Source organism: Flavobacterium sp. FlaQc-48 (assembly GCF_044007335.1).
GTDB lineage: Bacteria > Bacteroidota > Bacteroidia > Flavobacteriales > Flavobacteriaceae > Flavobacterium.
Genome location: NZ_JBIPCR010000002.1, coordinates 448944 through 462840, shown reverse-complemented (window position 1 = coordinate 462840; position 13897 = coordinate 448944). Strand labels below are relative to the sequence as shown.

General features: G+C 36.5%; 9 protein-coding genes. All 9 read left to right on the top strand.

Features of this window, described 5'->3' with window-relative positions:
* Positions 1-189 precede the first annotated feature (189 nt).
* Positions 190-2616 (top strand): aminotransferase class I/II-fold pyridoxal phosphate-dependent enzyme, encoded by a 2427-nt coding sequence (locus ACHRWY_RS05155; RefSeq protein ID WP_395353155.1) that lies wholly within the window; start codon positions 190-192, stop codon positions 2614-2616.
* 103 nt (positions 2617-2719) lie between these two features.
* Positions 2720-3571 (top strand): RteC domain-containing protein, encoded by an 852-nt coding sequence (locus ACHRWY_RS05150; protein WP_395353154.1) that lies wholly within the window; start codon positions 2720-2722, stop codon positions 3569-3571.
* A 252-nt stretch (positions 3572-3823) separates the two neighbouring features.
* Complete coding sequence (locus ACHRWY_RS05145; RefSeq protein ID WP_395353219.1) at positions 3824-4120, top strand: helix-turn-helix domain-containing protein; 297 nt, start codon at positions 3824-3826, stop codon at positions 4118-4120.
* 95 nt (positions 4121-4215) lie between these two features.
* A complete protein-coding gene (locus ACHRWY_RS05140; RefSeq protein ID WP_395353153.1) occupies positions 4216-5667 on the top strand; it encodes a DUF3945 domain-containing protein in 1452 nt (483 codons plus the stop codon).
* A gap of 6 nt (positions 5668-5673) precedes the next feature.
* Positions 5674-7749 carry a DNA topoisomerase gene (locus tag ACHRWY_RS05135; RefSeq protein ID WP_395353152.1) on the top strand — a complete coding sequence of 692 codons (2076 nt, stop codon included), beginning with the start codon at positions 5674-5676 and terminating at the stop codon, positions 7747-7749.
* Positions 7750-7950: 201 nt separating this feature from the next.
* Entirely contained in the window at positions 7951-9615 is a 1665-nt protein-coding gene (locus tag ACHRWY_RS05130) for a hypothetical protein (protein ID WP_395353151.1), read from the top strand.
* Positions 9616-9623: 8 nt separating this feature from the next.
* Complete coding sequence (locus ACHRWY_RS05125) at positions 9624-10037, top strand: hypothetical protein (protein ID WP_395353149.1); 414 nt, start codon at positions 9624-9626, stop codon at positions 10035-10037.
* Between the two features lie 11 nt (positions 10038-10048).
* Positions 10049-11140, top strand: coding sequence for a hypothetical protein (locus ACHRWY_RS05120; RefSeq protein WP_395353148.1), 1092 nt, complete (start codon positions 10049-10051; stop codon positions 11138-11140).
* A 184-nt stretch (positions 11141-11324) separates the two neighbouring features.
* The gene (locus ACHRWY_RS05115) at positions 11325-13847 is read left to right on the top strand and encodes a hypothetical protein (protein WP_395353147.1); all 2523 of its coding nucleotides are present in this window, start codon (positions 11325-11327) and stop codon (positions 13845-13847) included.
* Positions 13848-13897 lie beyond the last annotated feature (50 nt).

Sequence of the window (13897 nt, the reverse complement as noted above, 5' to 3'; positions counted from 1 at the left end):
TTTATTGCTAAATATGGATTTTTTCTTGCAAAAACATCGATTTTGTTGCCAAATCGGGAATAAAACTTGCCAAAATGGGAGTAAAATGTCATAAAATGGAAATACTTCCAATTTTTATAAGGAATTTTAGGTTAATAATTTTCGGGGCAGCGAAACATAAAAAAATATAAACCTAAAAATCGACTAAAAATGGCAAAAATAAAGCATAACAATTTTATCGATACTGTCGACACTGTTTTTTCAAGTGCAAAACACCAGGGCGTTCTGCACCTATACGCTGAGGGAGAATATCTTAATGGCCGGACAATAAAAGTGGCCGGCCGGGAAATGCTCCATTTTGGAACCACAGGATATTTGGGACTCGAACAGGACAAAAGACTCAAAGAAGCTGCAGTGAATGCAATAAATAATTACGGGACACAATTTCCTCTTTCAAAATCGTATCTCTCGCATCCTCTCTATGCAGAACTGGAAAGTAAAATAGAGCAGATGTATACCCTCCCGCCTATCATTACAAAGAACAGCACCCTTGGACACCTTGCCATTATCCCGACTCTGATAAGAGACGAAGATGCGGTAATCATTGACCATCAGGTCCACTGGAGTGTACAGAATGCCTGCCAGTTTCTCAAACTAAGAGGTATTCCTGTGGAGATGATACGCCATAATAATCTGGAGATGCTTGAAGACAAAATACGAATGCTCACAAGCAAATCTGCTAAAATATGGTACATGGCTGACGGAGTTTACTCGATGTACGGTGATTATGCGCCAGTTGGTGATCTTCTCTCTCTCGCTGCAAAATATCCACAGCTCAATTTGTATTTTGATGATGTTCACGGCATGAGCTGGAAAGGAAAAAACGGAACGGGTTTCATATTTGAAAGTATTGGGAAGCTTCAGGAAAATATTGTCGTGGTAAGTACCCTGAGTAAGACATTTGGAGCAAGTGGAGCCACATTTTTCTGTACCGATCAAAAAATTCGTGAAAAGATTAAAAATTTTGGAGGTCCCCTTACCTTCTCGGCCCAGCTAGAACCGGCTTCAGTAGCTGCTGCAATTGCCTCGTGTGACATTCATCTTTCTAGCGAAATAACCGAGCGCCAGAAAGACTTTGCAAAAAAAATATCGCACTTTAGTAGCCTGCTCTCAAATAGCAGTCTGCCAGTTGCCTCGCAAAATGATTCACCCGTATTCTTTCTGGGAATGGGAACACCTGCTACTGCCTTTAATTTTACCAAACGCCTATTCTCTGAAGGTTATTATCTCAATCTTGGCATCTATCCGGCAGTACCGATAAAAAATACCGGTATCCGCATTACCATTTCAGCCCATAACGATCAATCAGATATTACATCTCTTTTCAACGCCATGGAGCATCATTTCCAAAAATCCGTCGAAGAAACAGGTAGCAGCCAGGACAAGATCAGGAAAGCCTTCGGTATGGAGAGTATTTCAAAAACGCCACCTGTAGAACCCCACACACACGCCATAAACATAGAAGAGTCCAACTCTATTACGCAAATTGACAAACAGGAGTGGAACAGCGCCATCGGCAGACAAAATATACTGGACTGGGACGGACTGTCTTATCTTGAAAAAACTTTTTCTAATTCATCTGAACCTGCACATAAATGGGATTTTTTCTATTATATAATACGCGACCAGAACAAACAAATTATACTTATGACATTCTTTACATTAGGGCTATGGAAAGATGATATGCTCAGTACAGAATCTGTTTCAAGACATCTTGAGCAAATCAGGAAAAGCAAGCCGCTGCATATGACTTCCAAGGTACTGAGCATGGGATGCTTATTCAGCGAAGGATCCCACTGCTTTATTGACCACAATCATTTTCATGTAGACCAAGCCATCTTATTGCTCCTTAGTAAAATCGAACAGAGGTATGATTCTGTGGGCGCCGACATGCTTGTTCTACGTGACTTTGAGTGTGACTTTCAGTGGGATGAGATGATCCGAAGCCAGGGCTATTTTAGAATCGATATGCCTGAATCATGTGTTATAGAGAATAAAAACTGGGAGACAATTCACGACTATGGTTCCCTGCTTTCCTCCCGATCGCGCAAGCATTACAATAAAGAAATACTGCAATATGAAAAATTCTATGATGTGCAGATAAAAGAAAGCCTTGACCCGCTAGAGTTGGAAAGAGCCTACAATCTATACTGCAACGTGAAGCAGCGAAATCTTGCTATAAACACCTTTCTCTACCCAAAGGAAGTGTTCGAAAACATGAATAAATGTCCCAACTGGGAGTTCATCCTACTAAGCATTAAAGCTAAAGGGAATGATGAATTCGTCGGGGTCATGTTCTGCTACAAAAATTCTTCCTATACTTATGTGCCTGAACTCATCGGCATGGACTATGCGGCAAGTGAAGGATTCTATCTCTACAGACAGCTGCTGTACCAAACCATAAAAAGAGCAGCAGAACTCAGAATTCCAAGAATAGATCTGGGTATGTCGGCCACTTTTGAGAAAAAAAAGCTTGGAGCTTCCATAATCCCGAAAATCTCTTATATACAATCCAGAGATAACTACGCTATGGAGCTCATGCAGACGCTTCAGAATGAAAATAAACCTGGGCGCTAAGAAACAATACCATTTTAAATTTCCACTGAAAAGCAGCAAATAACTTACTTGGGCTTAATTGTTCACGCTTTTCCTTGTTCATAAAAATCTAAATCCTGTTGCCATGATAAGATCTATATGTGAGAACGCACTTCAGGTTATTCGTAAAGCAGAAAAGGAATTCAGCTTAGATCCTGAACAAATAATCGAAAAATCATACCACATGACTACCCTACTTCGAAACCTGCTTTGTACGGTTAAAAAAAATGTCTTAGAAAAAGGGTTCTCTGATGAAAATGAAGAAGTATATTTTTTTAAAACAGTAAAGCCTCAAATTCTCGGAAAACTAATATACTATAACAAGATATTTAGAATTGAGGCATCCTGTCCAGTAGTAAGCGGTAAAATGCATCATAAGCATTTCTCCAATGAGCTCAACTTGTTAAAACAAGAATTCAAAGAACAATTTTATAACACTGATTTTTACCGTTACTATCGCACTGGACGGACCGAATGTGACCATCATTTTTTTTGTCGTGGAAAATTAGACCTCCATGAGGTAGTCAATAGTTTTGTTTTTGAAATAGACAATCAATTTTCTACCTACTATGATTATAAGGTTTCACGTATAATTGCCAATGAATTGCTTTACAAATATCTACTCTCAAAAGTTGAACCTGATAAAGAAGAGACTGCACTTTTTGCTAATGGTCAGGACACTTCGAGAGACTTTTTCTGGACAGATTCAAAAAATGCACTGATAGAACTTATCTACGCCCTGCACGCTTCTGGAAGCATTTCTCACGGAAAAGCGGGCATTCGAAAGATAAGCATGGTATTCCAGCTGCTTTTCAGAATCCAGCTTGGAGATGTACATCATGCCTTTCACAGAATGAAGGACAGAACTGACAGTAAAAGCATTTTTCTGGACCAGCTTAGATCATCACTGAAACAGCATATGGACAGGGAAATATAAAAAATCTGAACATCCTAGTTGTCACCAATAAGATCCAATTGGCATCGGCCTAACATAAGCCTAAAATTGTAAAATTGCCAGTGTAAAGTCCCGTAAAATCAAGGATTTCAGGTACATAAAAAATATGTTAAAACTTTGAAAAACTGCATTTTACATTGGCAGGCATTGGCATTAATAAATTCTCATACTTCCCAACTTTGCATTGTTAAGCTGCCTGGAGCAGCACTTATTACTAATGCAAAACAATTAGTCATGAACATAGACAGAATCGAATTCATATCATGGATGGAACGGCTTATAGAACGTTTTGATCTTCTTGGGGAACATATTGGGGAACTTGAAAAAAAACGTGGCAATGTTGATGGAGAAGAATTGCTGGACAATCAGGATATTCTGCAGATGCTAAAGATTAGCTCAAGATCACTACAGCGCTATAGATCCTCAGGCAGGCTGCCTTATTATACCATCAGCGGAAAAATCTATTATAAGCAATCCGATGTGCATCAATTCATTAGGGAAAGTTTTACCTCCAGAATGCCTAAAACATAGGTCATCATGTGAAAAATGATGCCAAAGGATTCCACCCCTTCCTCATTAGTTATGGCTTATTTTAATTTCGGGAATGAATTTAAAATTATCACATTATGAGCGAACTAACACTAGAGAAACTAAAATTTTCCGAAGAAATATCAGATATACTGCTGGTATTTGATAAAGAGAAAAAGAAAATTCAAGCGGTAAAAGGCATTGATGAAAACGGAAACCTGCGGACAGTTGACCCTACCGGCAAAAATCAAAATCAATTTATGCGGGTAGATAAACAGGGGGATTTGTTTTCGAACTTCTTTTCTAATTTTTTCAGCCAACTGCGCAATCCCACCAACTTCTCTTTCTTTAAAATCCCTGCGCCTCTGGCTGTAGATACTGCAAAAGAATTGCAAAAGCAGGTGGATAAACCCACAGAAGAAGGGGAACAATTAATAAAACAATACCAAGTAAAAGAAGAGACACAAAATAAGGATAAACAAGAAAATAAAAATAGTATGGAAACAACACACAAAAATCCGGAAGTAAGTGAATACAAATACAAGCCGGAACAGATCGATTGGGAAACCATGAACAACTTAGGGCTCAGCAAAGAAAAACTTGAAAAAATGAACCTGCTTGATCCTATGCTCAAAGGATATAAAACAAATGAGCTTGTTCCGATAAGTCTTAACCTGGGGTCAGCAATTACCCGTTTGGATGCTCGTTTATCCCTTAAACTCAATGAGGAGGGAGAAGTTGTGGTGGCTATTCACGGAATTCGCAAAGGGCCTAATTTAAATTATCCCTTCTTCGGCCATGAATTCAGTAAGGAAGATAAAGATAATCTTATCCGAACCGGTAATATGGGGCGCGCGGTGGACCTGATTAATCCAAAAACCAATGAAGTAATGTCCTCTTTAGTCAGTCTGGACAGGCTCACCAATGAAGTGGTAGCATTGCGCAGAGATTATATAAAAATCCCAGAGGAAATTAAAGGTATAAAACTCAACGAAGCCCAAAAAAATACCTTGCTGGAAGGGAAACCACTTGCTCTTGAAGGTATGATTTCCAAGAAAGGTGATGCATTTGATGCCACGGTACAATTCAATGCTGATAAACGTTTTGTAGAATTCCTCTTTGACAGGAATAATACCCATAAACAAACCCAGACTCAAGAACAAAAACCTTCTCAGGATGCTCCGAATATCTTCAGGGGAAAGCAGCTTGATGCAGCGCAACACCAGAAACTAATGGACGGCCAGACTGTCTATGTCAGCGGACTTGTTGACAAGAAAGGCAAAGAGTATAACGGTTACATTACCTTTAATAGAGATGCTGGTAAAACTGACTTTTCGTTCGAGAATCCTGCCAAAGTTAAGGAACAGGCAAAACCTGCTGAAGGATATAAAACCCAGACAGAAGTCAATTCTGAAGGAAAAACAAATGAAGCGACAAAAAACTCCAAGGAAGCTTTGAAATCAGGCCAAACCAATCCAGATAACAAAAAGCAACAAGACGAGCAAGAATTATCCCAAACACCAGTTAGGTCCAAGGGACGCAAAATGTAATAAATTATGATCACAGTTATTGCAGAGAAACCAAGTGTAGCTAGAGAAATAGCCGTTCTTTTAGGAGCCTTAGAAAAAAACGAGGGTTACCTTAAAGGCAACGGCTATTTTGTTACCTGGGCTTTTGGTCATTTAGTAGGATTGGCCATGCCCGAAGATTATGGGATTCGAGGATTTGAGAAAAACTCTCTGCCCATGCTGCCCAGTCCTTTTTTACTGACTCCACGTAAAGCAAAAAAAGGCAAAGCTTATATAGTCGATCCTAGTGTATTAAAGCAGTTGAAAACAATTGAGCACGTCTTTGACCAAAGTCAAAAAATAATTGTAGCTACCGATGCGGGTCGTGAGGGCGAACTTATATTCCGGTACATTTATGAATACCTGAAATGCACTAAGCCCTTTGAACGACTATGGATCAGTTCGCTTACCGAAAAAGCAATCAAACTAGGTTTTGAAAACCTTCAACCAGGAAGCGTCTTTAACGGATTATATCAGGCTGCACAAGCCAGAAGCCGTGCTGACTGGTTGGTAGGTATCAATGCTTCACAGGCACTTTCTATTGCCGCAGGTGATGGTATTTATTCCCTGGGAAGAGTTCAGACTCCTACTCTAACTTTGATCTGCAGGCGTTATCTGGAAAACAAAGAATTTACAACACAGCAGTACTGGCAGATACAATTATCGCATACCAAAGAGTTCATCGACTTTAAAAGCATGTCTATAAACAAATGGGAAGATAAAAAGCTTGCAGAAAACGCACTGAAATCTATAGCGAGAAGCGGAAGTACTGCTATTGTTACAGCTTCAGAAACCAAAAAAATTACAGAACAGCCACCTTTGCTCTTTGACCTTACCGGTTTGCAGAAAGAAGCCAACAAAAAACTAAACTTTTCGGCTGAAGAAGCCCTTACAATTGCCCAGAGCCTCTATGAAAAGAAATTTATTACTTATCCCCGTACCGCAAGCAAATACATTCCCGAAGATATCTGGACAGAAATACCTGATCTTCTCAGAGCTTTGCATAACACGCAAACCTGGAAGCATGCTCTTGCTAATGTGAAGGGGTCTCTTAACAAACGAATCGTTGATGACCTTCGTGTTACTGATCACCATGCTCTTCTAATTACAGAGAAAATTCCATCGGCATTATCGGCAAAGGAAAATGCCATTTACAATATGATTGCCCTTCGACTACTTGAGGCAATCTCACAACCCTGCGTCAAAGAGATAACTGATATTACTTTACAGGCCCTCCATTATGATTTTGCTTCGAAAGGCTGTAAAATACTGGAGGCAGGCTGGCGCTCTATCAAAGGAAATTTCTCTGATGATACCACTGAGCCTTTGCAGGAATTGCCTGCAATACAAAGGGATAATGAGCTCAGAATAAAAAACAGCATCGTTTTGGAAAATAAGACTAAAGCACCTGTCCTCTATACAGAAGCTGGTCTTCTATCGGCAATGGAATCCGTGGGAAAACAAATCGAAAACAAACAGGAGCGCAGAGCAATACAAAGCGTTGGTATTGGTACCGCTGCTACAAGAGCGGCCATTATTGAGACCCTCTTTGATCGTAATTATATCACAAGAGAAAACAAATTCCTTATACCCACCCAAAAAGGATTGCAGGTTTACAGGCTGGTAAAAGATAAAAAGATTGCCGATGTATCTATGACTGCCCAGTGGGAAATAGCATTACATGAAATCGAGAATAACCAGGCTGATGCGGAAGCTTTTCAAATGGAAATGCAAAAATATGCAGCGGCAATTACCGATGAAATACTACAAAGTGCAATTGCAAGAACCAATCTACCTGATCTTATTTGTCCCAAATGCAAAAAACAGCACTTAATTATCAGGGACAAAATTGTTAAATGTCCAGATGAAATATGCAACTGGTTACAGTTCCGAAACGTGTGCGGTGCAAAGTTGAGTATATCAGATATTGAAAGTCTTGTAAAAACAGGGAAAACATCTCTTATCAAAGCAATGCAAAGCAAAACTGGAAAAAAGTTCGATGCCTATATCGTACTGAATGTTAGATCTGAATGTTTTTTTGAATTCCAGAGAAAAAAGGTCTAAAATTAATTTTCGAATGTAAATACGATATCTAAAATTATTTCAACAATAATTATATTAAAAACACGTATTTATACGTATGTTAATTAATTACAAAAAACATATCTTTATACTTACAAAAATACAAACTCTTTGTGTAAACTTATAAATAATCAAAACGCAAAGATATTATTTTAACAATTTCAGTAACTTATTCACTTGCCAATGCTTACAAAATTAAAAAATGGACAACTTGGTGTTTTATTAATAATTACAATACTATTGTTAAAGTCAAATCCTGTTTTTTCGCAGTCAAAGGAAACAATAGTTACTTACGATATAGATAAACGTGAGTTTGAAAGTATTTTACCCTTCGACGAAAGCTTTAAAATCAAGTTCAAATCCACAAAGCTTATATCTTTAATACAAATCAAATATAAGATCGACCAGAAAGGTCCCATAGATGATAAATTTAAAAAGAAATATTATTTCCAGAAGGATGCTGACACTCAAAGTGGTTACATTTCTTCAGATCTGAGAAATGTTACATTAGCGAATTTTTCAATCGGAGGAATAGGACCGTTACATCCAAATACCCCGTATATTTTTGAATTTTATATATACGAAAAGATAAACCTCGCAGATGAAGCCTCAAATTCTTTAAAAGCTGATGTCAGAAAAGTGATTAATAAGCTTTATGTTGATAAAGATGTTTTACCAGATCCAGCAACCATTGAGAGCCAATTTACCACAATGCTTCAAAAACATGTCCAAAACTTATATGACAAGGATGGCAGACCATTGGATGTGCAAAATTTATTTTCTACTGAATTAGCATCTTATAAGGGAGAGCTCAGCACTGCAAAAACAAATATAGAAACGGCAGTAGGCAACTATGACGGATACGCAAAATCAATTTTACCTTCTGATTTTGGAGGATCATTCTGTAGCCTCGTTGAAAAATTGAATCCTCAGGAACTCAGCAATCCCATTCTACTAGATGAACCTCTGAACTTGCTAATAGAAGGTTTTGACGATGTAACACTTAATGAAATGATTGCATTTTATAAATTAAACTGCAATAGAGATTTTACCTACTCTTCCTCAATCTTCAACGGAAAGGCTAAATTTGCCGACAAACTTGCAATACAGATACTTTCAAAGGATCAGACTTATAAAAATATTGAATCTCTGCAACTTTTTAAGTCATCAACCATACTTATGGACAAGCTTAAACTTAAAAGCGACAATTCATTCTATTTTAAAAAAGAGATTGATTTATCATCTATAAATGGACGTTTGGACAAATTGATTCAGGAGGAAAGAACAATAAATGAAAACCGTAATACAATAACTGAATTAAATACCAATGTCCCTGATGTATTAGTAAATAAGTACACGCAAACTTCGTTCAGAAATGACTATAAAGCAATTACCGACGTAGAAACAGCTGCCACTCCTTACATAAATCTGGATCTGGGGCTACTCTATGCCTGCGAACTTAAAGATGTATTTGCCTTACAGACCGTAAACTTTCATTTAGCTCCAGTAAACAGGAACGCAATCTTTTCGGACTTAAAAGGATGGGATAAGTTCTTTAAGCAAGCTTGTTTACAAATAGGACTGGCTCAAAGATTAGGACCTACAGACGATACCTATCACACATTTTTGACCGGAGATCTTGGCACACCTTATATAGGCCTTGGATTCAGACTCAACAGAATTTTGAGAGTAAGCGCAGGAATGATTGCATATCAGCAAGACAATGATAATCCTATAATAACCGATAAAGTAACAAAAGGTTCCTTTTCATTTACAGTAACTATTAATTCCGCGCTATCGTCAGCATTAGGATTTGTAGGAGGTGTCTTGAAAGGAGTTGACAAATAATATAAGTTATGGCAGTTATACTAGACAGACCAAAAATAATTAATCAGTTTCCGTCCACTGCAATGAGATTTATTGCATCAGGAAATAAATTGGCTAGTGAAAACTGCCAGTTAGATATTGAGGTTACATTTTCAAATGGACAGGAAATGAATTGCGCAGTTCGCGTAAGAATCGACAGGAAATTTTTAGAGTACTTCACCCTAGAACCAAATAGCACCGAATCAAATCAATATGAGATTTATCGCTATTATGGAAGAATAACATCTGGTAAAATGGATACATTTAATTTCCGTTTGAAATCTGATAAAACTCTTTCGCAAATTAAAGCTTATGCATCCCCAGTCTTTATAATAGTAACAGTTTACGATTGCGATTATCGCGATGTAAAAGCTGCGGAATCTGTTAAGTGGAACATTGTTTAAAAAATGCAATAATGACTATAAACAAAAGAAATAACTCAAGTTTCTGTGTCGTCTTATTTTTGGGACTAATCATGTGTTTCTCTTGTGACGACAAGGATAATGCCACTATTTCCCATGATGAAATAATAAACCTTACTGTTTTGGACAAGAACAATCTACAAGTAAGTGAAATAGCGGGTGACGGAGAAACATTAATAAAGTTACAAGCAAAAATACCATCGAAAGCGGATCCGAAATACAAAAAAATAACTTTCAAAGCCTCAAAGGGTCAATTTTTGTCATCAACTAGTAATACAACTTACGAGAAAGCTGTAGATGCTAATGGAATGGCAGAGGTTTATTTGAAACTTCCTCTTGAACATGGCCCGTTGTTTCTATCTGCTGAAATTGGGACAGATTCAGACAAATATATTGCTGAGAAACGAATCACACTGCTAAATGTTGGTCAAATTATCAATTTGGAAATACTAGATCAAAATACAAATCCTATCACTGCTGACATTAAAGCAGACGGTACCACAATAGTTACCGTAAAAGCCACAGTGAATTTTAATTCTGATGCCATAGGGTCTATCAGATTTATAACTTCCGCAGGAACTTTTTCAGGAATTAGTATTGATAATAATATCGTAGCTATAAATAACAATGTTGCAACTATTCAGTTAAAGCTACCAAAAAGTATTGGCGTGATTTATTTACGGGCTGAAGCAGCAACGAATTCTAATATATTTAAAAATGTAAATTTGTCGTTGACAAGAGCATTTGCCGATAATATCATTCTTGAGCCGAGTGTTTTATCTATTGATTCTAAAGATGATCTCGTTACAATTAATACTTACCTTACAAGGAATATAGGATCTGTCAGCATTGGCACAACTGCTCAATACAAAGCGTTCCAGTTAGATACTAACAATAACGAAGTGGAGGTCGGTAGATTTTCCGGCCTATTGGAAGGTTATACAAATGATAATAGTCAAATTTCATCTGTTAAATTTGTACCTGACACGGGGGATATTGACTTTGCTAAGCCTATTATAATTAAAGTATCAACTAGGAATGACAATAACCAGGAGATTTTGCGAAGTTTTATTTTAAATAAATAATGTCAGATTGACAACACAATAGCTCACAATACACTTACTTACAACCATTTATAAACTACTTTATAAAGATGGGATATTTATAATCTTTAATTTGGGTACCAAAAACAATCAGTACGCTAACGATAAAAAACATAGTAGCATTTAAATTCTCATGAATAACGGCGACTAAAGCAATCAAGAATATATGGACGAAAATATTATTACGGAATTTAATCTTAAATTAACTGATGAGAGGCTTAATGGTCATCACAAACACGAAGACAGACTCAAAGATCTCTATATGCAAATTCTGGAAGGTATGGCTCCAGAATTTTCTTTTTATAGAAAGTACGTACAAAGATTTTTAGAAAGTTTAGAGACTAATACTGAGCGTTCCGTTTCATATTCCTTAACCATATTTTTCGATCTTTATGAAAAGTTGATTAAGACCCGATCTTTTAGTCATTTTGATTTATCTGTAATGGACTTTGATGCTGATAGCACGACGCTTGAAAAAATGAAGCCGATTTTTGAAGCCTCCCTTACAAAAAATAATCAGCAGAGATTATCAGAAGACAATTTTGACATTTCTGCCTTATCTGATGATGATAAAAAAAGGATGGCAGCACTTATAATCAGTAAACTTCAAATTGACTCAAAGAAAATTAATTGGAGCGAGGAAATGGTTGATATTACATTAATGCAGCTTACATTTTTGCGACAAATACTTAATTCCGTCAATAGTTCAGAAATTTTTTATCATTCGGTTGGCCTTTTTATTGACAGATTGACATCATCAGAATATTATCAGGCCGGACGTGATATTGCTGAAGAAGTTTTATTGTCCTCTTTCAAAGACAATATTCCGGAACAGGGATTTTTCAATTCTTTCCGACTATACTCAAATATTGGCAGTGTAAATGCTGCACTGATGTATGCCAATCTAAGTTTAATTTGCATCCTAGAAAAAAAAACAGCTTATTGTGAAAAATATGTAAATGAAATAATTTGGCAAGGTATTAAGCTTTTTAGGAACGTAAAACTATACCCATGGGCTGCTAAATTATATAGTGAAATTCCGGTGGAACTTACGATGCGGGATTACGAAAGAAGATCACTTGACCATACATATTTTACAGTGCTTTTATACATGATGGAACCTACTTTACCTTCAAAGCTTTTGGAGTATATGAATAAAGAAAGAGAAATAATCATTGGTGGCGGAATTAATGAAGCACTGCCATGGCTTTTAACTTTATATAATATTAGAAGACTTTATCCAACTGCTGACTTTAGTGCGGTTGGACTTGGATTTTACCTAAATATTTTTGAAATGATTGTCCCCGCCGACACAATCAAAAAGTATAAGGACATAATAGAAGCTGATTCCGAAGATCTAAAAAAGCATTTAAAAGAATCTTTGATTAAATTAAATGAGACAAGGAATACAGAAGACTTTGTTTACGACAATGAAAGTGCCATTAAAATGTCCAATCGACTTGTTGAATACAGCACAAAGAAAAAAGATGCCCCTGCGTTTCTACTCTCAATGATGTTGAAATCAGATTATAGCATTTTGTTTAAACCGAAGCAATCTAAAGAAATTGCCCCTCTGATATTACCTGATACTAATATTGAAAGGTTTAACGTCCTTTATGAGGATTACGAGAGATTTTCAAATGCTTTGCCAATTACGTTAAAAACTTCTCTGAATTGGATTGCATTGTCAGAAGGCAATCTTTTTCAATTGCAGTTATTTAATAACGAATACTTCTTCCCAAATCTTAAATACTGGAACTTCACTTCATATAAAAAGTTACTAAATACCGATTACTTCAGTGATTTAAAATTTGATGATGCCATAAAAGATAAAGGAGGAGTTAGATTAGTCTCTCCAGAAGAGTTTGAAGAAGAAGAAAATGGCATTGCAAATCAACTTAATATAGCGAAATTGGAAATTGATGATAAAGCAGAAGAAGTTTTTATTGTTAAAGATATGGAACTTTCAAATTTCCCTCATAACTTATTTCTAAATGATAAAGGCAATTTTATAGGCAAATCCCTTCCAATAACAAATGTTCTTTCCACTGAATGGTTGCTTCAGACAAAAGCTGCAGAGCCATTAAAAGATGATTTCAGTAAATCGATTTGGATTCCGATTGAAAGTGGAGATTATGCCCTAAATTATTTATATGGTAACATTGAGCAAGTACTCAAGGATCATTTGTTCGAAGTGCATCAGGAAGTTAACTTAGAAAAACCTCTATCTTCCGATATAAATATTGTATGCTCTCATGGGGCAAAGAATATTTCGGAAACGCAAATAATGTTCCAAGAAGACAACCCTACTTATGATCTTGATAGTATTATAGGAAAGGGTAAAATTCTCATTTTTTTTGTTTGTTATTCTGGATCAATGAAAACCGAGTTTTTCCGCAGTAATGTCACGTCCCTTATTAAAAGATTCATTGCGCAGGGTTATGAAGCAGTAATTGCGCCATTTTGGGCTTTAGATGTTACAATACCACGTTATTGGCTTCCAGAGTTCTTAAGTTCACTTAAAGCAGGTCATACAATATCACAAGCTACTTTCAATGCCAATAAAAAAGTTTATCTTAAGTATCCAACACCAGCAGCTTGGGCCTGTCTACATTTATATGGAAATCCTAATTTAAAAATTGAAATTAATTCAGATAAAATAGCAAAAAGTACAAATAATATTATTTAGAATATTGCACATCAACGAAACGATCATTTGTTCCTCTTCTTCATTGAGCA